Below are 21,657 nucleotides of genomic sequence, written 5' to 3'. Positions count from 1 at the left end.
AAAATGCTTCAAATCACCGGCCTTAATAAATCTTATGGAAGTCATCACGCGCTCAGCGAAGTAAATATGCATGTTCCTTCCGGAGTGGTTTTTGGGCTTTTAGGTCCAAATGGTGCCGGGAAAACCACGCTGATTCGGATTGTCAATCAGATCATCGAGCAGGACAGCGGAGAGGTAGAATTGGACGGAAAGAAACTTTCCCCATCGGATATTCGAAAAATCGGATATCTACCTGAGGAAAGGGGGCTTTACAAGAAAATGAAGGTGTGGGATCAGCTTTTGTACTTTGCTCAGGTCAAAGATCTCCCTCCAAATGAAGCCAAACTCCAAATCAAATCTTGGCTGGAAAAGCTGGATTTGGGTGCTTGGAAGGATAAAAAGATCGAAGATCTTTCCAAAGGGATGGCCCAAAAAGTCCAGTTTATTTCCACAGTCATTCATCGACCATCTTTATTGATTCTGGATGAACCATTCTCCGGTTTTGACCCGGTAAACGCGGAAATCATTAAAAATGAAATCCTGGAACTGAAAGAAAAAGGAACTACGGTCATTTTGAGTACCCATAGGATGGAATCAGTGGAACTGCTCTGTGATCATGTAGCCATGATCAATAGGTCCCGAAAAATTCTTGACGGTACTATTCAGCAGGTCAAAAACAGCTTTCGCCCGGAAGTCTTTGAAATTACATTGACTCAGCTAAAGCAGCCCATTCCGCCGGAATGGATCCCAAAGCAGGCCGAAGATCTCTGGCATTTTTCTCTGCCCCTTTCCGGTAAATCTCCAAATCAGCTTTTGTCAGAACTTATGGAACTGGGAGAGGTATTGGTATTCCGAGAGAAAATCCCTTCCATGGAAGAAATTTTCATTCATCAGGTAAAAGCTAAGGCAAATGAATAAAGTCCTTTTGGTGATTCAGCGGGAGTATTTGGCTAGGGTCAAAAAGAAATCCTTTTTGATTGCCACTCTTCTTACGCCTTTGATTTTCCCTGCGATCATGGGGATTTTTGTCTGGATAGCAGTTAACGAAAGTGAAAATCAATCGCTCAGGATCATTGAGGTGTTTGATGAGACAGGCCTGTTTTTCATGGAGAGCTCGGATCAATATGCCTTTGTGTCCTCCGATTTGGAATTGGAGGAAGCAAAAAAAATGGTCCAGGATGGAGAGCGATATGGATTGCTTTTGATTCCCAAAATCGATCTTGAGGATCCAAAAGGGATTCAGTATTTCGGTGCAGAAAACCCTAGCATAAGTCTGATGAGCTACCTGGAAGGGGCTCTCAAGCGGAAAATAGAGGATCAAAAGCTGTATGAAAAGGGAATTGACCCCTCAATTATCAAGCAAATCCGTACTTCTGTATCCATCCAATCTATCACCTTGTCAGAGGGTGGAGAGGAAAAAATCAATGACGCCACGGTAAATTATGCCTTGGGCTTTGTTGCTGGGATTCTGATTTACATCTTCATTTTTGTCTATGGCAATCAAATCATGCAGGGGGTCATCGAAGAGAAATCCAGCCGAATAGTGGAAATATTGGTCTCTTCCCTTCGGCCTTTTCAGCTCATGATGGGGAAAATAGTAGGAATCGGAGCCGTAGGCCTAACTCAGTTTTTGATATGGGTAGTATTGATCGGGACGCTCACCTCTGTGGTGGTAGGGGTGTTAGGTATGCAAATGCCTCAGCAGCAGGCTATGGAAATGGCCAGCCCGGAATTGGCTCAGGCAGCTATGCCTGATACCGAAGTTGGGCAGATTCTTCAGGTCATTCAGGGTATCGATTTTGTATCTCTGGTGGTAAGCTTTATCATCTATTTCTTAGGAGGGTATTTGCTCTACGGAGCGCTTTTTGCCGCTGTGGGCTCTGCAGTGGATGCTCCTTCAGATGCCCAGCAATTCATGTTTCCGATTACTATCCCACTTATCGTGGCCTACATGGGGCTGTTTGTCTTTGTGCTCCAGGATCCCAATAGTACCACTTCGTTTTGGCTGTCCATTATACCTCTCACTTCACCGATAGCCATGATGGGTAGAATCAGTTTTGGGGTGCCTTTTTGGGAGTTGTCACTTTCTATTGGCTTATTGATTGGCGGTTTTTTGTTTACCACATGGTTAGCTGCCAAAATCTACCGAATCGGTATTCTAATGCATGGAACCAAGCCTACATACCGAATCCTTTGGAAGTGGATCAAATCCAGCGAATAAAAAAATCCCGGCCATTTGGCCGGGATTTGTTCTTATTTCAGGTAGGCTGATAGCATCCAGACTACCTTTTCTTTGGCAGTAATGTAATCACTCATCAGGGTGACTGTACCTTCATCTCCATTTTCGGAAGCCTCTTCGAGGGTTTTTCTTTCCAGATTTAAGAGATGATTGAGGTTGTCTCTTACGATCTCCACCATCTTTTTAGCATCTTCGACCTCCTTCGCTTCTTCTAACCCCGAATGCTCGATGTATTCGGCGTAAGAAGAAAAGGGCCTCTGCCCCAAAGTCAATATCCGTTCTGCGACCTCATCGACTTGAGTGTTAGCCGTAGTATACAATTCCTCAAATTTGGCGTGAAGCTCAAAGAAGTTGGGGCCAGATACATTCCAGTGGAAGTTTCTAAGGTTTTGATAGTAGACCTGGTAATTTGCCAAAAGCTTATTCAGGGTTTTGACCAGGTTTTTTGATTCTTTGATTTCTAATCCGATGTCGTTGGTTTTCATATTTGTAGTAGTTTTTTGCTTTTGATTAATACCTTAAATTTACTCAAATTAGGCCAGAAAGGCCAACTGATAAATTCTATCACCAACTTATACTTTCTATGACTCAAGGGAGTTATTTAGGGTGAAAGGCATTAAAAGATTTGAATGAAGACTCCTTTTCAGGACTTAACCTCCATAGATTTTTACCAGAATAAAAAGCAGGTCAAATGGCTTGTTTTCTTGGTGTCATTGCTGATCGGTTCGGGGTCAATCTGGTATACCAATCTTCTAGTGGACGAATTAAGAGAAAGGGAAAGCCGTCAGATTCAATTGCTTTCCTCTGCGCTCGAGTATGCAGCCACTACTTCTGAAAATCTCACTTTCATTAATCAGGAAATAATCCAGCAAAACTACTCCATCCCGATCATCATGGTCGATTCCGAAGGGAATCCCCTAGAGTTTAGAAATATCAATTTCAAAAAGAATGCGGATGAGAGGGATTCTACCAAAACCCTGGAAAAGGAGTTGGATGAAATGCAGGAAGAATATGAACCCATTTACCTCCGTGAGGCAGATATACGGGTCTATTACAGGAATTCGGAGCTCTTAACCAACCTGAAATATTATCCCTATGTGCAGCTTGTGGTCATTTTGCTTTTCGGGGCCTTGGCTTATGCCCTTTTCAACCAAAGCAAAATCGCAGAGCAAAACCGGGTATGGGCAGGCCTAACCAAGGAAACAGCCCATCAGCTTGGAACCCCCATCGCATCGCTGATGGCTTGGATCGATTATCTGCGAAATTCCCCCGTCTGGAACGAAAATAAGGAGGTTATTCAGGAAATGGATAAGGATGTGGTAAAGCTAAGAATGGTTACCGAGCGATTTAGCAGCATCGGAAGCAAGCCAGTCATCCAATCCGAAAACTTGTACGAGGTGATCAAAGAAACGATCAATTACCTCAAGCCCCGGATATCTACCAAGGTGGATCTGGTGATCAATTCCGACTCCAAAGACCTGGAGGCCATGATGAACAAGCCGCTTTTTGAATGGGTGGTGGAAAATATCTGTAAAAATGCAGTGGATGCGATGAAGGGAAAAGGGACCATTACCATTGATCTGGTTCAGGACAGCGACAAATTTGTCATCGTCGACATTACCGATACAGGAAAAGGGATTGAGAAAAAGAATTTCAAAAAAGTGTTTTATCCCGGTTTTTCTACCCGTCAGCGAGGTTGGGGATTGGGGTTAACCTTAGCCAAGCGAATCGTCGAGGGGTATCATGGAGGAAAGATTTTTGTCAAAAACTCCGAAGTCGGAAAAGGCACCACTTTTCGCATTATGCTTTTGGGCAATCTGGAGGACGCCTCGCAGTTTATTACAGAAGGTATTTTGGAATATTAGCGAATTTACGAAGGCAGAATTACGATTTACGACGGGAAACTGGACTTCAACCTTTTAACCACAAATTTTAGCCTTTGAAAATCAGGGTTGAGGTTCGGATTGATATCGTAAATCGTAATTCAAAAATCGTAAATCCATTTTCCTTACCTTTGCCCCCTGAATTTTACGACCCATGAGTTTGACTGAGGAAATCAAAAAGCGGAGAACATTTGCCATTATTGCCCACCCGGATGCGGGGAAAACCACTTTGACTGAAAAGTTACTCCTCTTTGGAGGGGCGATCCAGACTGCCGGTGCAGTCAAATCCAATAAAATCGACACCGCCACCAAATCCGACTGGATGGAAATCGAAAAGCAACGGGGGATCTCTGTGGCAACTTCGGTCATGGGTTTTGAATACAAGGATGTCAAAATAAACCTCCTCGATACGCCCGGTCACCAGGACTTTGCCGAGGATACGTATCGTACGTTGACTGCTGTGGATTCCGTGATCATGGTCATCGACTGCGTAAAAGGCGTCGAGATCCAGACCGAAAAATTGATGGAAGTCTGTCGCATGCGCAATACTCCTGTGATTTGCTTTATCAACAAGCTCGACCGGGAAGGTCGTGATCCATACGATTTGCTTGACGAAGTAGAGGAAAAGTTGAATATTAAAGTTCGTCCGCTTTCCTGGCCGATTGGGATGGGTAAAGGCTTTAAAGGGGTGTATAATCTGTACGAGAAAAAGCTCAACCTTTTTACACCTTCTCAGCGCAAGCTCAGCGACGACCGTCAGGTATTTGAAAATCTGGAGGATCCGCAGCTTGATGCCTTAATCGGCCCTGGAAATGCCAGCCAGCTTCGCGAAGATGTCGATCTGATCGAGGGCGTTTACCCTGATTTTGATGTCAAGGATTATCTAGAGGGAAAAATTGCTCCGGTATTTTTCGGCTCTGCGGTCAACAACTTCGGGGTCAATGAAATGCTGGATACCTTCATCAAAATCGCCCCAACCCCAAAGAGTCGGGATACCGATGTGCGGGAAGTGAATCCTGAAGAGTCCAAATTCTCCGGGTTTGTCTTTAAGATTCACGCCAACATGGATCCCAATCACCGAAACCGCATCGCCTTCTTACGGATCTGCTCGGGAACGTTTGAGCGGAATAAGCCTTACAACCATGTGCGTGGACCGAAGCCGCTTCGTTTTTCCAATGTGACTCAGTTTATGGCTCAGGACAAGGAAATCATAGATGAGGCTTTTCCTGGGGATATCGTAGGTCTTTACGATACCGGAAATTTGAAGATCGGAGATACCCTCACCGAAGGGGAAAATATGGTCTTTACGGGGATTCCGAGCTTTTCTCCGGAGATATTCCGAGAGGTGGTCAATAAGGATGCGATGAAGACCAAGCAATTGGAAAAAGGACTGAAGCAATTGATGGAGGAAGGAGTGGCGCAGCTGTTCACCTTCGAAATGGGACAGCGGAAAGTCGTCGGTACGGTCGGCCAACTTCAATTTGAAGTCATCCAGTTCCGATTGAAAAACGAGTACAATGCTACTGTGGAGTTTCATCCGATGAACCTATACAAGGCCTGCTGGATCAGCTGCAAAGACAAAAAGCAGTTGGATGAGTTTGTGCGTTCCAAGAATCGATACATTGCCCGAGACAAGGACGACAAACTGGTCTTTATGGCCGAGTCCAAGTCTTGGCTACAAATGGTGCAGGACAACTACCCCGAAATCGAGTTTCACTTTACTTCGGAGTTTTGATATTTACCCTCCAAGGGTTTCGAACCTTTGGAGGCTTTTCTTTGCTGCATTCGGAAAAGCAATACAGCGGAAAACTGGAAAAATATGGAATCAGATACCATGATTTTATCAGTTTTGGTTTAAGCTAAAATTACTTTGACACTAACATTAAAGAAAACATTAACAAACTCAGACCATTTGCCATCAAACAAGCCTTAATTTAGCAGTTTAAGCCCAAAATCACCGGCGACTGGGGCATTATGATTCATCTTATTTCCTGAAGTGCCTTTTGGTAATCCATAATATCGAAGGATTGAATATCATCTTTTCTAAAAAGTAAAATCTGATCCGTTATTTGTACCAATCCTTCCTTGATCAGAAGTTTTTGTTCGTCCAGGTAAAGAGGAATCTGAAAGTTTTCGATGAATGTGTGAAGCCGTAACGTTTTCGAATTTTTTGCAATCAGTACAACTGCCCCTGGGCTTTCTTTAGGAAGAAATTGAAGTTCGCTGTAGAAACTATCCAAACAGGTTTTGCAGCCTTCAGGATGAATGACAAGTATCCATTCCTCAGGTTCTGGGATATCGAGGATTGAGGAAACCTTTGATTTGGAAGGAGAAGAACATGCCCCCAACCAAAATACCCCGATCCAGAGAAAAAAGTGATCAATCCTCATACTCTAATCCCTCAAATCGGATAATATCATACCGAAGAATATTTTCATCAAAATCGTCCCGGTTGGGATTATTGGTGGATACGTAAAGTCCTTTTCGACCAACAAAGTAATTCCATGCTTCTAAGTAATTGTCATCAAATACCTTCTCTCCAATAACCTCAAGATTTTTGTCTAATACCAAAACCCCGATTTTAGGTCTGTTTGAATACAAATTCCTATATCCCAAATTATAATTCTCCCAATCTACTCCCATGAAGAAAAAACGGTAAAAGACATCCCGAAAAGGATCATGAAGGATCAATTCATACCTATCGCTAGCCAAGGCTTCAATAATTCCTTTATCACCCTCGGGAAGACCTTTTATGATTTGAAATCTGTTTACGGAATTTGAGTTCACTTCTTTATAACCCAGCAAATTGCCACCCCGCTTGGATATTATCCACAGGCGATGGTCAGTTTCAGGTGATACAATGATACTGTCATTTCGGTCTGTCCAGGTGAAATTAGGAGTTTTCTTGCCCTCGTCCCATGCGTCAGAGGGGTGGGAAATAGGTAGCCATTCTGCCTTTTCGGTCGTAAGATTAACTTTGTATATATGGCTGTAAGATGAGACATCCTTGGGTGTTGTTTCAAAGAAATTCCGAAAAAATGGTTGAGCACCGAATAATTCATGGTCACTGAATAAAAAAGGAATCTCATTATTTGAGCTTAAAAAGTTAACATGATTGATTGTGTCCAAAACAGGAATATCCTTGTGTTTGATTCCTTCAAAATTCAGGATTTTAATGGAAGGAGGAATAGAGGCGATCAGTAAACAGTCTTGGGCGATAATTCTGAATCCATTGGCAATACCGACTCTGTTTGGGCCATCTTGAGCTAACTTGATGCTGGTTACATGATGTTTGCTGTTTAAATTAAAAATCTCTATTCTTGGACCTATTTTATTTTGAAAAGCCAAATATTCTCCAGAATCGGAATTTATATATTGGAAGCTAGTTCCATTTGGACTGATATCTAATTCCAAGGGAATTCTGATAGTTTGGTGAATAGTTGATTTGAGATCCTTAATTGGTGTTTGTTGAGTACAGTCCAAAAGAATAAATAATATGCTGATGAAACTGAAGAATTTTTTCACTGAAAATGAGATGATTTAAAGAGGCTGCCCCAAAAAAAAATTTTTTTGAAGCAGCCAGTGTTCAACTATTAATTTTCGAGATTTAAGGATTGCCTGATCCGTTTTCACAAATACAATAATTATCCACAGATGGACTGAGACAATCTTTACCATTCCATTGGCAATATTCTACAGTTGATGCCTGTGCTTCAGCATCTGTGGCACCGAAATAAGAAATACCTATGGCACTTAGGCCTAGCAAGCCCATGCCCAGCAGGAAAATTTTTACTCTTTTCATGATTTTTAAAGTTTAAGGTAAATAATTGATTTTGTTTGGGAAGCTCTAGAATTTACCAGATTCGATACTTTGGCCAAAAAGATTTCTACCAAAGTAATAGGTCGAAAAAAACCAACTAATTGGGTAAAATATTTTAAAAAATTAATCACAAGCCGAAAAATAGATCACAAAAAGCAAAATTTCGCCCATCAAACAATCCCTTATCACTCAGCTTCAAATCCGGAATTACCAGCAAGGCCATAAAGCTCAGGGTCATAAAGGGAGAATTCAGATTTGAACCCATTTCCTTGGCCATTTGGTCGATTCGGGTGTAAGCCTCAGCGACCTGATAGCCGTCTTCCGGTGACATGATCCCTCCTACGGGTAGCGGGAGAACTTCCTCTTTTTCTCCCGAAACTGCGGAAATCCCGCCTTTTGCTTCGATCAGGAGATTCACCGCTCTGCAGATAGATTCGTCATCGATTCCCACAGCAATGATATTATGAGAGTCATGACCCACGGAAGAGGCGATCGCTCCGGTTTTTAGACCAAAGTTTTTGATAAAAGCCACCGCAGGTGGAGCATTTTGATAGCGGTTGACCACGGTGATTTTCAGAATGTCTTTTTCTGGATTCGATTCCGCAAAACCATCCCGGATCAAAATTTCCCCCTCGATCTCAGGGGTGATCAGTTGCCCGTCCAAGGCTTCGATTACTCGCACTTTTGTGCCTGAGGCTGAGAGCTGAAAATCTTCCGGCCTTTTGAGCGAGGTGTGGAAATTATTAATGACCTCATTGTTGACTCGGGGAATCAGTGTCTTTCCGTTTTCGGCTACTTTTTCTCCTTTAATATAGGTGGCGAGCACTTCAAACTTTTGCAGATCTTTTACCAAAATAAAATCAGCAGGATCTCCTTCCCGGACTTGACCTAACGGTAAGGAATAGTGAGCAATCGGATTGAGGCAGGCTGCTCTCAGCACATCAAACACGTCTTTTCCCTTGGCCACCGCACGGGCGGCGAGTTCATTGATATGACTGATAGCCAAATTGTCGGGATGCTTATCGTCGGAGCAGAACATGATCATCCCGAGATAGTCGTCAATCAGATCGATTAAGGCTTCGAAGTTTTTGGCAGCCGAACCTTCCCGAATGGAGATTTTCATTCCGAGTTTGATTTTGCCTAGGGCCTCCTCGTAAGTAAAGCACTCATGATCCGTGCTTGGCCCTGCGGACACATATTTTTCTGCCAGTTCTCCCATCAGACCGGGTGCGTGTCCATCGATGGGTTTGCTGTATTTCTGAGCAATCCGGATTTTCTCCATCACCAATGGATCCCGATTTACCGTTCCGGGCCAGTTCATCATCTCGGCGAGATAAAGTATTTCAGGGCGAGCCATCAGATTTTCGATATCTTCTGCATTGATTTCTCCTCCGGCAGTTTCAAAAGGCGTTGCAGGCACGCAGGAAGGTGCGCCAAAGAAAAAGTGAAAGGGCACCTGTTTGCCGTTTTCGATCATGTATTCCACGCCCTGCATGCCGCATACATTGGCGATCTCGTGGGGGTCGGAGATGGTGGCTATGGTACCATGGACCACCGCCAATCGGGCAAATTCCGAGGGAACCAGCATCGAGGACTCCACATGTACATGCGCATCGATAAATCCGGGCATCAAATAGGGGAGTCCTTCTTTCGCAGGAATTTCCTGAATTGAAATAATCTTTCCCGCTTCCAAGGAGAGCTGGACAGGCTGAAGTTGTTTTTTGGGAATATTTACAAGAATGCCTTCGATAGTCATAGGGAGAAGTTTTGGGGGAGACTGGGAGGGGATTTTGGATTTATCCCTCTCTTCCCTGGAAAATGGTTTGAATTAAAACTACTATATTTGCGCAAAATTAATAGCCAAACCAAGACAGGTTTTTTGATGGGCAAAATAGTCATTGCAATAGACGGATATTCAGGATGTGGGAAGAGTTCGACCGCAAAAGCTGTTGCAAAGACCCTAGGCTACACTTACATCGATTCAGGAGCGATGTATCGAGCGGTAACGCTTCATTTTTTGAACGAACATCTATCTCCTGGCAATCCCAAAGATGTGCAAAGAGGTCTGGAAGGCATAGACATTTCTTTCCAAATCAATCCCGATACCCAAAAGCAGGAAACCTATCTCAATGGGCTGAATGTGGAAGAAGAAATCCGAACCATGAGGGTATCCCAATCCGTAAGTGAAATAGCTGCTGTTGCCGAAATCCGACAGGCTATGGTTCGACAACAACAGCGTTTGGGGAAAAAGAAGGGAGTGGTAATGGATGGAAGAGATATAGGTTCAGTAGTGTTTCCTGAGGCAGAATTGAAAGTTTTCATGACTGCAGATTTGGAGACCCGAGCCGGAAGAAGGCAGAAGGAACTGATGGAAAAAGGAGATTTGGTGGATTTGGAAGAAATCAAGACCAACCTTGCAGAAAGAGACCGCGTGGATTCTTCCCGGGCAGCAAGTCCTTTGCTCAAGATGCCCGATGCAGCAGAAATAGATACGAGTAATTTGGAATTTGAGGAGCAAGTCCGGCTGATTGTGGATTTGGCTCAAAAAGCCATACAAAAAGAAAAAGATTATGCAGGTAACCATTGATAAAAACTCCGGCTATTGCTTCGGAGTGGAATTCGCCATCAAAATGGCCGAGGACGAAATGGAAAACAGCGATCAGCTGTATTGCCTTGGAGATATTGTACACAACGACATGGAGGTGAAGCGCCTTCGTGAAAGGGGGTTGATTGTCATCGATAGAGATCAACTAGCCGAGTTGAGCGACTGCAAAGTCCTAATTCGTGCCCATGGTGAACCGCCGGAGACTTACAAGACTGCCATAGAAAACAATATTGAACTCATTGACGCTTCCTGTCCGGTAGTGCTGAAGCTTCAGCATCGGGTCAAAACTGCATTTGACAAAATGGAGCGGGAAAATGGTCAGATCGTAATCTACGGAAAAAAAGGTCATGCGGAAGTAATCGGCCTTACCGGACAGACCCTGGAAAAAGCCATAGTGGTCATGGAAGATTCCGATTTGGAAAAAATCGATTACAACAAGCCGGTCACTCTATTCAGTCAGACGACCAAGAGTACCAAAGGCTTCTATGAACTTTCTCAAAAAATTGAAGAAAGAATCAAAAATTCCAAAGGTGAGCTAACCGAATTGGACTTTAATGCCAATGACTCCATTTGCCGTCAGGTGTCCAACAGAGAGCCTCAGCTTCAGAAGTTTGCCAAGGAAAACGATGTGATTCTCTTTGTTTCAGGCAAGAAAAGTTCCAACGGTAAGGCCCTTTATCAAGTCTGCCTGAGCGAAAATCCGAGAAGTTATTTTATCGAAAACGAAACAGAGTTGCAGGCAGAGTGGTTTAACCCTGAGGATAAAATTGGGATTTGCGGAGCCACCTCCACTCCGATGTGGCTGATGGAGCAGGTCAAAAACTCTCTGGAAACCATGGAAGAGAATCTAATGGAGGCTTGATTTCAGTGATTTGACCAACCAAGGAAAAGTTCCGATAATTCCCATCACTTTGGCTTCAATTCAAAAGGTTTTTCTTTAGATTTGGGGCGTTTTTCAAAAGCTCATAGTTCAAAAACAGATATGTCTAAAATAGTGAAGCTTAACAAGGGTTTTGACCTAAAGTTGGCAGGAAAGGCCTCTCAGGAGATGGCCAATTTCGCCCCGGCACAGACCTTCGCCCTTAAGCCGACAGACTTTCCCGGCATCCAACGCCCCAAAGTCCTCGTCCAAGAAGGAGATACCGTAAAAGCGGGTACTCCCATCCTGATCGACAAAGCCATGGATCAGGTCATCTATGCAGCTCCTGTCTCCGGTGAGATTGTCGAGATCAAAAGAGGGGATAAAAGAAAGCTCCTCGAAATCAAAATTCTGGCTGACCAAACGATCTCTCATGAAAATTTGGGCAAAATCGATCTAAACTCCGAAGATTTGGCAGCCAAGCTCGCCTCTTCCGGCGTGTGGCCAAATATCATCCAAAGACCCTTTGGAGTGGTAGCCAATCCGGCGGAAAAGCCAAAAGCTATTTTCATCTCTGTTTTTGATACCCATCCTTTGGCTCCGGATTATGGATTTACTCTTCAGGGAGAAGAGAAGTATTTTCAAGCTGGAATCGATGCTTTGACCAAACTTACTTCTGGAAAGGTTCATCTCAATGTAGACGGATCCAAGCCAGTACCAGCAGTCTTTTCCGGAGTTCAGAATGCTCAGGTGAACAAGTTCTCCGGGCCTCATCCTGCGGGAAATGTAGGCGTGCAAATCCACCATATCGACCCGATAAATAAGGGAGATCTGGTTTGGACAGTTAGCCCTTTTGGAGTTGTACAGATCGGGAAAGTAGTATTGGAAGGCATCTACGATGCTTCCAGAACTATCGCGATTACCGGGTCTGAGGTTACCAAAGCTGCCTATGTTAAGACCTTCGTTGGTGCCAATGTTTCCACTTTCGTGAAAGGCAACCTCAATTCAGGCCACGTTCGTGTGATTTCAGGCAATGTATTGACAGGTGAAAAAATCAGTCTGGATGGATATCTTGGATTTTACCACAATCAAATCACAGTAATTCCTGAGGGTGATTATGAGGAATTCTTGGGCTGGTTGAAGCCTAGTACTTCCAAGTTGAGCTTCCATAAAGCGCTTGGAATGTTTTCTTTCCTCAACAAAGGGGAATTTAAAGTAGATACCAATACTCACGGAGAAGAAAGACCATTTGTCGTTTCCGGTGTGTTCGAAAAGGTTCTTCCTATGGACATTCTTCCCACCTACCTATTCAAAGCGATTATCGCTGAGGATTTTGATGAAATGGAAGAATTGGGACTATATGAATTGGTCGAGGAAGATGTAGCCTTGTGTGAATTTGTAGATCCTTCCAAGAATGATTTGCAGGAGTTGGTAAGAAATGGGATTGAATTATTAATGTATAGTTAAAGATATGAAGGCGTTACAAAATCTCTTCGATAGTGTCAAGCCAAACTTTGAAAAGGGAGGCAAATGGGAAAAGTTTTATACCCTTTATGAAGGTCACCGAACCATTGCTTTTGCTCCGGATTTGACCACAAAGGCCAAAGGTGCTCAAATTAAAGATGCTACCGATCTGAAGCGAGTGATGATTACCGTGGTGATTGCCATGATTCCGGCTCTGCTTTTCGGTATCTTAAATGTTGGACACCAACACTTTATCGCTACTGGCGAAGAAGCTACCTGGATAGACAAAGCCATCTTTGGAGCTTGGTCTGTTCTTCCGATTGTGATCGTTTCTTATGCAGTAGGTTTGCTCACCGAGTTTACTTTCTGTGTGATAAGAAATCACCCCATCAGTGAAGGCTATTTGGTGACGGGCATGCTGATTGCTTTGGTCATGCCTCCTTACATTCCGCTATGGCAAGTGGCTTTGGCTACAATTTTCGCCGTAGTCGTGGGTAAGGAAGTTTTTGGCGGCACGGGAATGAATATCCTTAACGTAGCGATGACTGCGAGAGCATTCCTTTATTTCGCCTATCCTGCTCAGATTTCCGGTGACCAAGTTTGGACTTACTTGTCCGATAAGACAGCGGTTGATGGATTCTCCGGTGCTACCGCTCTGGCGGTTGCCTACAATGCAGGCATAGAAGGAACTCCGGTTGTTGATGCCTTAGCCACACACAATGCCTCAACCGGTGCAGATTTTAGCTTCTTTAATATGTTTATGGGATGGATTCCCGGTTCTATCGGGGAAACTTCCACTTTGATGGCGCTAGTTGGTGCTGTGATATTGATCGGTACTGGTGTAGCTAGCTGGAAAATTATTGTATCCGGTTTTGCAGGTGCCTATTTGATGGGCTTTGTGATGAATATTTTCGCTGTAAATGAGTTTATGGCCATGCCGCCTCAGTACCACTGGGTAATGGGAGGTTTGGCTTTTGGAGTAATCTTTATGGCCACTGACCCGGTATCTGCCGCACAAACCGAAGTAGGTAAATGGATTTATGGTTTGCTGATCGGTATGCTCACTGTGATTATCCGAGTTACCAATCCAGCTTATCCGGAAGGTATTATGCTAGCCGTTCTGTTTATGAACGTGTTTGCACCTTTGATCGATTATTATGTAGTAAAAGCCAATAAAACAAGGAGGTTACAACGTGCAACAGTCTAACGTTTACATTATCACATTTTCGGTCATATTGACCGTGGTTCTTGGTCTGCTTTTATCAGGTACTTCTCAGGTTTTGGGTCCTTTGCAAAAAGAAGCCATTGCCTTGGACAAGAAAAAGCAAATCTTGGGTGCTGTGATTTCCGGCGAGGAAATCGACGCTATGACCCCTGAGCAAATCAATGCGTTTTATGCCAACAGAATTTCTTCTGTGGTGGTGGATATCAATGGCAAAGAAGTAACTGAACAAGCTGGTGTGCCTGTCACTGCTGAAAATGTAGACATTGCTAAGAACTACAAAAAGCCTGCTGATCAGCGCTTGTTCCCTGTTTTCATCTTCCATGCTGAAGGAAATAATGAAGCAGTTGAATCCTACGTTTTCCCTCTTTATGGAGCTGGTTTGTGGGATGCGATCTGGGGCTACCTGGCTTTGGATACAGATATGAATACTGTGGGAGGGATTACCCTAGCTCATGCCGGTGAAACTCCGGGTTTGGGAGCAAGAATTACTGAGCCGGGAGTACAAGAGAGATATGTTGGAAAGGAAATATTCAATGAAAGTGGTGAATTGGTTGCCATTTCCATGCAGAAGGGTGAGGGTAAGGATTATTCTTCCGATCCGCATAAAGTAGACGGTATGTCCGGAGCCACTATTACCGGTAACGGAGTAAATTCCATGCTGCAAAACTACCTAGGCTACTACAAGTCTTTCATCGAATCCAAAAAGAGTAATCAGGCAGTCGCCGAGGCTATTTAATCTCAACTTTCCACCTTTCTAGAAATAAAGACCTATGAGTGCTGAAACTATAGAAAAAGCGATTGAAAAGAAGCCGGCAGAGGCCCTTCTTTCCAAGCGTAGAAAAAAACTGGTTACTGACCCTTTAGTAGATGATAATCCGATCACCATTCAGGTATTGGGGATTTGTTCTGCTTTGGCGGTAACCACCCAGATGAAGCCAACCCTAGTAATGGCGATATCAGTAATTTTCGTAGTAGTGATGTCCAACTTGGCCATCTCCTTATTGAGAAATACCATCCCAACCCGAGTTCGAATTATCGTACAATTGGCTGTGGTTGCTACTTTGGTAACCTTGGTATCCGAGGTGCTGAAAGCTTTCGCCTACGACATGTACAAAGAACTTTCTGTATTTGTGGGTTTGATCATTACCAACTGTATCGTAATGGGCCGCTTGGAAGCATTTGCTTTGGGTAATAAGCCTTACGACTCCATCCTCGATGGTTTGGGTTCTGCCTTGGGTTATTCCTGGATCATCTTGGCAGTAGCCTTCTTCCGTGAGTTGTGGGGTTCAGGTTCAGTATTTGGGGTTCCTGTATTTGATTATGTTTCCGGTCTTTTTGGTCCTGACTTCAAGTTAGCTACCAATGGCTTGATGGTTTCTCCTGTAGGTGCATTTATCATCTTGGGATTGATCATCTGGGTACAGCGTACCAAAACAGGATATGTTGAACACTAAAAATCGCTTAGAAAAATGGACTTAATTAATCTTGGAATCCGGTCGATCTTTATCGACAACATGGTTTTCGCCTACTTCTTGGGGATGTGTTCTTTCCTTGCCGTTTCCAAAAAAGTAAGCACAGCCCTTGGCTTGGGTGCTGCAGTTATTTTCGTATTGACGGTAACTGTTCCTGTCAACTGGTTATTGAACGAATTTGTATTGAAAGAAGGAGCCTTGGCTTGGGCAAACGCATCTTTAGCGTCTGTTGATTTGACTTTCCTTCGCTTTATCATGTTTATCGCCATCATCGCAGCGATGGTGCAGTTGGTAGAGATGGTTGTCGAAAAATTTGCTCCTGCTCTATATGGTCAGTTGGGTATCTTCCTTCCATTGATTGCGGTAAACTGTGCGATCTTGGGTGGCTCTCTCTTCATGGCTCAGAGAGATTATACTTTTGCTGAATCTGCAGTTTATGGATTTGGTTCAGGTACAGGGTTCTTCTTGGCTATCGTAGCATTGGCTGCTATCCGTGAAAAATTAAAGTATTCTGCAGTTCCTGACGGCTTGAAAGGCTTGGGAATTACCATGCTTTTGACCGGTTTGATGGGTATTGCCTTCATGTCCTTCATGGGAATTGATTTGTAAAATCACCTGATCATAAAAAAATGGCTCCGGAGAGATTCTTCGGAGCTTTTTTGTTTTTGATGGTAAAGTAATCTTGCCAAATATGCTTTATCTTGATCCTTGCTAATCAAAACCTTGCCTTATGAAAAAACTTACTTTCCTTTTTGCCTTCACCTTTCTTTCTGTGGCTGTTTTTGCTCAAAAGGGAGAATGGATCGAGCTTTTCAATGGAAATAACCTGGATGGTTGGAAAGTTTCTGAAAACCCAGGTTCCTTCACGGTAGAAGATGGGGTCATCAAAGTGGCCGGACCTCGTGGACATGCCTTTTATGTGGGGCCTGTTGGCGATCATGACTTCAAAAACTTCGAGCTGATGGTAGAGGTAAAGACCATGCCTAAGGCCAATTCCGGCATATTTATCCATACCGAATACCAAGATACCGGGTGGCCCAATGTAGGCTATGAAATTCAGGTAAATCAAAGCCATGGAGACTGGAGAAAAACAGGCAGTGTGTATTCTTTCCAGGATGTCCGGGAAGTATATGTAGAAGATGGAGAATGGTATACCGAACATGTAATTGTAGAAGGAAGTAAAATTACGGTCAAAGTAAATGGCCAAACCATCAATGAATACGATGAGTCCAAGGACGAAAAGCGGGGTGGCGATTTGGGTACAAAGAAGCTGAGTAGCGGAACCATCGCTCTTCAGGCCCATGACCCGGAAAGCGTGATTTACTACCGAAGTGTCAAAGTGAAAATTTTAGACTGAAATCCCTGAAGACCAACAATAAAATGCCTTTTCTTCTGATTGGGCATTTTTTTTGAAACACGTTTTATATGGCTTTTACCTATCGCAGAATCTTATCCTACTTCTTTCGAGGATTACTTTTTCTCACCCCCTTGGCTGTCACCATTTATGTGATGTATGCCATTTTCGTTTTTCTGGATAATCTGATTCCTGTGCCTATTCCCGGTATCGGGATTTTGATGGTTTTGGCCCTGATTACCTTTATTGGCTATTTGGCCAGTCTCTTCTTCACCAAGCCTTTCTTTGAGTGGTTTGAGCGGGGAGTGTTTAAGATTCCTTTGGTTAACCTGCTTTATACTTCTATCAAGGATTTGATGGGGGCTTTTGTGGGGGAAAAGAAAAAATTCAGCTCTCCGGTCATTGTGGAAATTTCGGACTCTATGTGTCGCTTGGGTTTTATCACGCAAGAAGATATGTCCGTGGTGGGAAAAGAAGACATGGTAGCGGTGTATTTTCCGCATAGTTACAATGTGTCCGGAAATGTATTTTTAGTCAAAAAGGAAAAGGTGACTCCGCTTCGAGGGGTGAAAAGCTCGGATGTGATGAAGTTTATGGTGTCAGGTGGGGTGTCCAGTTTGACCTGAAAAAAAATTAAAAAAAAAACCAACTAACTCCTTGCTTCTTTCTTTCTTTCTTTCTTTCTTTCTTTGACTATACAGTTTTCAAGGTTATCTATCTAAAAAAAAAAGCATGAAAAAGTATTCTAAGATTTTATTCGCACTTGGGGTAGTTGCGAGCTTAAGTTCAATTGCCGTATTTGGTCAAGCCAGTGTTGACCCTGGAGAGGGAAGTGGAGGGGAGTGTGTTACTTTACAGACAAATGATGCTACTTGTCGAGGGGGAGATATTATTCCGAAGTGTGGGTTTGTTATTTCTGGTCCACAAGTAAAAGATTGTAATTTTACTGCTTCCACCTAAAAAATCTTTTTATTCATATCCCATGCATCTTTCTGATGTATGGGATGTTTTAATATATTGTTCCGAATGAAATCTTCCTTTATTCTACTTCCTTTAGCTATAATTGTTTTTGGGTGTCAAAATCCTAATGTTTCAAGTTCCATAAAAAAGCTTGTAGCCATTGAAGAAATAAAATTTGAATTAGACTCCCTAACACCAGATTATTTTCATGGGATGGAGATAGTAGAAAAAAATGACTCTTTATATTTCACTTTTTTGAATGACTTGACTAATTCAATTTACTACTATGATTTTGAGTCCAAACAATTTGTAAACAGACTAGAATTTGAGGTAGGTGAAATGGGTATTCATCGTGGAGTTATGACATATTCTCATTTCGGTATGGATTCCATTTTTCTTTTCGGGAAAGGTAGAACTTCTTATTGGTCAAATTTTAAAGGCGAGATTTTAGATAAATTTGAATTAATTGATTTATCATTAAGACAAAGTCCTTATTCCTCAAACGTAAGTCCAATTATAATAACTGAAGATGCATTTTATTATAATTCAATTATGTGGGGAAATTATTTTCGAGAATTTCAACCAATATTGAAATTTGATGTAAGAAATAGGAAAGTTGAGCTTTTTGATCATTATCCTGAGGTTTATTTTCAAGAAGGTGACTGGGGGGCATTTGCCTTTGACTATATATACCAGGTTCATGATAAATCTGAGAATCAAGTCTATTATTCTTTTCCAAATTCAAATACCATTTTTGTCCGTGATTTAGCTACTGAAAAAATCTTAGAAATGACAGATAGTTATTTCGGACCAAGAATTACTCCACCATTTGAAAATAATAACTATGTATTTGAATCTGAGGATTGGCTTCTCAAAATGAATTCGGTTTCAATTTTTGGTCCAATATTTTTAGATAAAGGTTCGAATACATTGATAAGAACTTTTTCATATGGAGTTAAATCCCCTTTAAGGGATCCTCTAAGGAAAGTTAATCTCATACATTATGATATCAATTTAAATAAAATTATCAATGTATTTGAATTGCCTAATAATAAATATATACTAAAGAATTCCTTTTTTGCCAATGGAGAGTTCTATATACGAAAAAAATCTAATGAAGAAGATTATATTGTATTTGAAAGATTTAAATTGTAAAATCTTAATTTTATTCACATTTTTTTTATTATCTTGTAATTCTGCTCCTTCAAATGAGCTTGATTCAATGTTAGATAGTTATTACTATGACCCTATTTCTCATGAAAGTCGATCTGTTTTTTTATTGTTAGATCTGGGGTCATGTGGTAAATGTGTTGATGAAGTGATTCTTCAATTAAAAAATGATATTGTAAGTAAATATTTTAATATTATTCCGATTTTGGAACAAAAAGCAAAATATGAGCTTCTTCAATTGGACTCGAAGATCGGGAACGTTGTTTTTGTTAAGGAGGAGGATTTTCTAAAAATATCTAGTGGCTATGGAATATTTATTCTTTTTTATAAAGACAATGATTTACTATCTATCAATAAACTTAATAGTATTAACACAAAAGAATTTTTTCAAATTGGAATTGAATTCTTGGAGGTAGATTAAAGTAAATATTTTTTTAACAGCCAAGTTTTGAGTTTATATTGGATAAATCTATAATCTTAAATTCCTTTTTATGGATAATTGTTAAACAATTGATTTCAAAAATCTCATTAAATTATTTTGAATAAATAATATGTGTTTTCATTTTTCTAAAATTTCCTAATTCCCAAAAAACCTGATTTTCCTGCTTCATGGTGGCTTCAAACCAGTCCTTGTTTTCAGGAGCAACTGCAATCAGTAAACCACCACTGGTCTGAGGATCGCAGAATTTGACCAAATCCATTCCCTGAATTCCGGTGACTTTAGAACTGAAGGCATTCCAGTTTCGGTAAGTATTGTCCGGGAAAATAAACTGGTTGATGTAGTCCTGTATCCCTTCAATCAAAGGAATTCTGCCCAATTCGATTTCAGCACTCAATCCAGCCCCTTCCGCCATCTCAATCAGGTGGCCCAACAGTCCAAATCCAGTCACGTCGGTCATGGCGTGGACTTCCTCATGATTGCCTAGGATCTCTCCGATAGAGTTTAGCTTACATGCAGTATCCAGAAGATTCCAATAGTCTTTTTCCTGGATTTTGCCTCTTTTCAAGGCCGTAGCCAAAACGCCGATGCCGATCGGTTTGGTCAAAAAAATCAAATCCCCTTCTTTGGCACCGGTGTTGGTTTTGATCTTTTTGGGATGAATGATCCCATTGACTGATAGTCCAAAAATCGGCTCCTTTGCGGCAATACTATGTCCGCCGGCAAGCTCAATTCCTGCTGAATTACAAATACTTTTGGCTCCTTCCAATACCTTCGCTGCAAGCTCTGGAGCCAGCTTTTCCACCGGCCAACTCAAAATTGCATTGGCGAAAATGGGTTTGCCCCCCATGGCATAGATGTCTGAAATCGCATTGGCAGCCGAAATTCTGCCGAAATCAAATGGATCATCGACAATCGGGGTAAAAAAATCAACCGTGTTGATGACAGCCAAGTCTTCCGAGACCTGATAGACTGCTGCATCGTCTTTGGAAGAATTGCCCACCAGGAGATTGGGGTCTTTTTGGGAAAAGGATCCGCTTGAAGCCAGGATTTGCTCCAAAATCGCGGGAGCAATCTTGCAGCCACAGCCTGACCCTTCGCTCCATTCTGTCAGTCGTATTGGGTTAGTTTCCATAAAGCTGGTTTTTAGCCTGTAAAAGTTGATGGATTTGGTTCTCTATAGAAAGATGACTCAAATCCAGATGTTTTGTTTTTTCTTCCTGATGCCGTTCCAAGTCAAAATCGTAGGTTTTGTCGTAATAGATCAAAAGATTTCTAATCCAGGAGGCATGATCTTCTGATTCAATTGCAGCAATCGCTTCCTGAGTTCTGAGACCACCCAAACGCTTCTGAAGCCTTTTCACGGCTTGAATCAGGTCTGATTTGGGAAGTTGGGCATATTCCTCTGCGATGTGTTCGATTCGCTCTTCTTCTGTTTTTTGAATATCTATGAATGGACTTTGGAGCATTTGCTCAAAAAACCGATCCGGTAGAATCACCCGGCCGATTTTTCGGCTTTCATTTTCTACCCAAACAGGCTGGGTGGAATCTAACCTGCGAATCATTTCTGCCAAAAGATTCTCAAACTGCTCCACACTCGGCTGGGGAGGAAGCCCGATGGATCCAAAAGAGGACCCTCGATGATTGGCTAATCCTTCGAGGTCTAGGACCTGTTCACCTCTTTGTGCAAGAGTTTTTAAAAGTTGGGTTTTACCCACTCCTGTTTTTCCTCCCAAAACCAAAAAGCGAAGATCTTTTCGGACCTCCTTAAAAGTGAAATTCCGATAGGTTTTATATCCCCCTTTGAGCCGAAAGATTTCAAATCCCGCCATGCTCAAAAGCCAGGAAAGAATCTGACTCCGCATACCTCCTCTCCAGCAATAGACGATAATCTTTTTCCCGGGAAATTTAGAAAGTGCTTCTTTTTGAATCAGATGAAAACGAGGTCCTACCAATTCAAAACCCTTCAAAATTGCCTCCTCAGGGCCTTTTTGTTTATATAGGGTTCCTACTTCAGTCCTTTCTGAATCATTCAGAATGGGAAGATTGAAAGCTCCCGGGATATGGCTTTGGGCAAATTCCCCTTCACTTCGGGCATCGATCATTGGAATTTGCTCTCGCAAAGTCCAAATCTCATCCAAGGAAATCATTGTCTCGGCCATATTGGTGGTGAAGATAAAAAAAGCCG

The 21,657-nt window shown here is 42.3% G+C and carries 23 protein-coding genes; 16 read left to right on the top strand and 7 right to left on the bottom strand.

All coding sequences use genetic code 11. The annotated features are described in order from the left end of the window. Positions 1 to 3: 3 nt before the first annotated feature. Together AAA942_RS19725 and AAA942_RS19720 are read left to right on the top strand one after the other, a co-directional pair. The gene (locus AAA942_RS19725; protein ID WP_338222027.1) at positions 4 to 897 is read left to right on the top strand and encodes an ABC transporter ATP-binding protein; all 894 of its coding nucleotides are present in this window, start codon (positions 4 to 6) and stop codon (positions 895 to 897) included. Continuing rightward, entirely contained in the window at positions 890 to 2,200 is a 1,311-nt protein-coding gene (locus AAA942_RS19720) for an ABC transporter permease (RefSeq protein ID WP_338222026.1), read from the top strand. The genes AAA942_RS19725 and AAA942_RS19720 overlap by 8 nt, the downstream gene beginning before the upstream one ends. A 32-nt stretch (positions 2,201 to 2,232) precedes the next feature. Here the strand turns inward: AAA942_RS19720 and AAA942_RS19715 are convergent, their stop codons facing one another. Further along, a complete protein-coding gene (locus tag AAA942_RS19715) occupies positions 2,233 to 2,703 on the bottom strand; it encodes a Dps family protein (RefSeq protein ID WP_338222025.1) in 471 nt (156 codons plus the stop codon). 144 nt (positions 2,704 to 2,847) lie between these two features. Here AAA942_RS19715 and AAA942_RS19710 point away from each other — a divergent pair, with 144 nt between their 5' ends. Continuing rightward, positions 2,848 to 4,083: a sensor histidine kinase gene (locus AAA942_RS19710; RefSeq protein ID WP_338222024.1), complete on the top strand. Its 1,236-nt coding sequence runs from the start codon at positions 2,848 to 2,850 to the stop codon at positions 4,081 to 4,083. Between the two features lie 172 nt (positions 4,084 to 4,255). Continuing rightward, complete coding sequence (locus AAA942_RS19705; protein ID WP_338222023.1) at positions 4,256 to 5,836, top strand: peptide chain release factor 3; 1,581 nt, start codon at positions 4,256 to 4,258, stop codon at positions 5,834 to 5,836. 244 nt (positions 5,837 to 6,080) lie between these two features. On the opposite strand, the gene AAA942_RS19700 is transcribed toward AAA942_RS19705, so the two are convergent. From AAA942_RS19700 to ade, 4 genes are all read right to left on the bottom strand, one after another. Further along, a complete protein-coding gene (locus AAA942_RS19700; RefSeq protein WP_338222022.1) occupies positions 6,081 to 6,491 on the bottom strand; it encodes a hypothetical protein in 411 nt (136 codons plus the stop codon). Continuing rightward, a complete protein-coding gene (locus AAA942_RS19695; protein ID WP_338222021.1) occupies positions 6,481 to 7,515 on the bottom strand; it encodes a DUF4221 family protein in 1,035 nt (344 codons plus the stop codon). Before AAA942_RS19695 ends, AAA942_RS19700 begins: the two co-directional genes overlap by 11 nt. A gap of 193 nt (positions 7,516 to 7,708) precedes the next feature. Beyond that, a complete protein-coding gene (locus AAA942_RS19690) occupies positions 7,709 to 7,903 on the bottom strand; it encodes a hypothetical protein (RefSeq protein WP_338222020.1) in 195 nt (64 codons plus the stop codon). 145 nt (positions 7,904 to 8,048) lie between these two features. Next, positions 8,049 to 9,677 (bottom strand): adenine deaminase, encoded by a 1,629-nt coding sequence (ade, locus tag AAA942_RS19685; RefSeq protein WP_338222019.1) that lies wholly within the window; start codon positions 9,675 to 9,677, stop codon positions 8,049 to 8,051. A gap of 126 nt (positions 9,678 to 9,803) precedes the next feature. Between ade and cmk the strand changes: the two genes are divergently transcribed. The 12 genes from cmk (at position 9,804) to AAA942_RS19625 (ending at position 19,451) form a co-directional block, all read left to right on the top strand. Then, entirely contained in the window at positions 9,804 to 10,508 is a 705-nt protein-coding gene (gene cmk / locus AAA942_RS19680) for a (d)CMP kinase (RefSeq protein ID WP_338222080.1), read from the top strand. Next, positions 10,492 to 11,388: a 4-hydroxy-3-methylbut-2-enyl diphosphate reductase gene (locus AAA942_RS19675; RefSeq protein WP_338222018.1), complete on the top strand. Its 897-nt coding sequence runs from the start codon at positions 10,492 to 10,494 to the stop codon at positions 11,386 to 11,388. The genes cmk and AAA942_RS19675 overlap by 17 nt, the downstream gene beginning before the upstream one ends. Positions 11,389 to 11,508: 120 nt before the next feature. Further along, positions 11,509 to 12,852: a Na(+)-translocating NADH-quinone reductase subunit A gene (locus AAA942_RS19670; protein ID WP_338222017.1), complete on the top strand. Its 1,344-nt coding sequence runs from the start codon at positions 11,509 to 11,511 to the stop codon at positions 12,850 to 12,852. 4 nt (positions 12,853 to 12,856) lie between these two features. Beyond that, positions 12,857 to 14,056 (top strand): NADH:ubiquinone reductase (Na(+)-transporting) subunit B, encoded by a 1,200-nt coding sequence (locus AAA942_RS19665; protein ID WP_338222016.1) that lies wholly within the window; start codon positions 12,857 to 12,859, stop codon positions 14,054 to 14,056. After that, on the top strand, positions 14,043 to 14,810 hold the full coding sequence (nqrC, locus tag AAA942_RS19660; protein ID WP_338222015.1) for an NADH:ubiquinone reductase (Na(+)-transporting) subunit C: 768 nt from the start codon (positions 14,043 to 14,045) through the stop codon (positions 14,808 to 14,810). Before AAA942_RS19665 ends, nqrC begins: the two co-directional genes overlap by 14 nt. Before the next feature lie 34 nt (positions 14,811 to 14,844). Next, positions 14,845 to 15,528 (top strand): NADH:ubiquinone reductase (Na(+)-transporting) subunit D, encoded by a 684-nt coding sequence (locus AAA942_RS19655; protein ID WP_338222014.1) that lies wholly within the window; start codon positions 14,845 to 14,847, stop codon positions 15,526 to 15,528. A gap of 15 nt (positions 15,529 to 15,543) precedes the next feature. Continuing rightward, complete coding sequence (gene nqrE / locus AAA942_RS19650; RefSeq protein WP_338222013.1) at positions 15,544 to 16,155, top strand: NADH:ubiquinone reductase (Na(+)-transporting) subunit E; 612 nt, start codon at positions 15,544 to 15,546, stop codon at positions 16,153 to 16,155. 121 nt (positions 16,156 to 16,276) lie between these two features. Continuing rightward, positions 16,277 to 16,903: a 3-keto-disaccharide hydrolase gene (locus tag AAA942_RS19645; RefSeq protein ID WP_338222012.1), complete on the top strand. Its 627-nt coding sequence runs from the start codon at positions 16,277 to 16,279 to the stop codon at positions 16,901 to 16,903. A gap of 68 nt (positions 16,904 to 16,971) precedes the next feature. Beyond that, positions 16,972 to 17,526, top strand: a complete 555-nt coding sequence (locus AAA942_RS19640; protein ID WP_338222011.1) for a DUF502 domain-containing protein — start codon at positions 16,972 to 16,974, stop codon at positions 17,524 to 17,526. Between the two features lie 106 nt (positions 17,527 to 17,632). Then, a complete protein-coding gene (locus AAA942_RS19635; RefSeq protein ID WP_338222010.1) occupies positions 17,633 to 17,860 on the top strand; it encodes a hypothetical protein in 228 nt (75 codons plus the stop codon). A gap of 66 nt (positions 17,861 to 17,926) precedes the next feature. Further along, a complete protein-coding gene (locus AAA942_RS19630) occupies positions 17,927 to 19,015 on the top strand; it encodes a hypothetical protein (RefSeq protein WP_338222009.1) in 1,089 nt (362 codons plus the stop codon). Then, complete coding sequence (locus AAA942_RS19625; RefSeq protein ID WP_338222008.1) at positions 18,975 to 19,451, top strand: hypothetical protein; 477 nt, start codon at positions 18,975 to 18,977, stop codon at positions 19,449 to 19,451. The genes AAA942_RS19630 and AAA942_RS19625 overlap by 41 nt, the downstream gene beginning before the upstream one ends. 112 nt (positions 19,452 to 19,563) lie before the next feature. Here AAA942_RS19625 and selD read toward each other — a convergent pair whose 3' ends face one another. Together selD and mnmH are read right to left on the bottom strand one after the other, a co-directional pair. Then, positions 19,564 to 20,604 (bottom strand): selenide, water dikinase SelD, encoded by a 1,041-nt coding sequence (selD, locus tag AAA942_RS19620; RefSeq protein WP_338222007.1) that lies wholly within the window; start codon positions 20,602 to 20,604, stop codon positions 19,564 to 19,566. Further along, on the bottom strand, positions 20,594 to 21,631 hold the full coding sequence (gene mnmH / locus AAA942_RS19615; RefSeq protein WP_338222006.1) for a tRNA 2-selenouridine(34) synthase MnmH: 1,038 nt from the start codon (positions 21,629 to 21,631) through the stop codon (positions 20,594 to 20,596). Before mnmH ends, selD begins: the two co-directional genes overlap by 11 nt. Positions 21,632 to 21,657: the final 26 nt, after the last annotated feature.

The sequence above is a fragment of the Algoriphagus sp. oki45 genome (assembly GCF_036245605.1).
Classification (GTDB): Bacteria; Bacteroidota; Bacteroidia; order Cytophagales; family Cyclobacteriaceae; genus Algoriphagus.
Note: the sequence above shows the minus strand (reverse complement) of the source record. Positions and strands in the feature narration are given on the sequence as shown.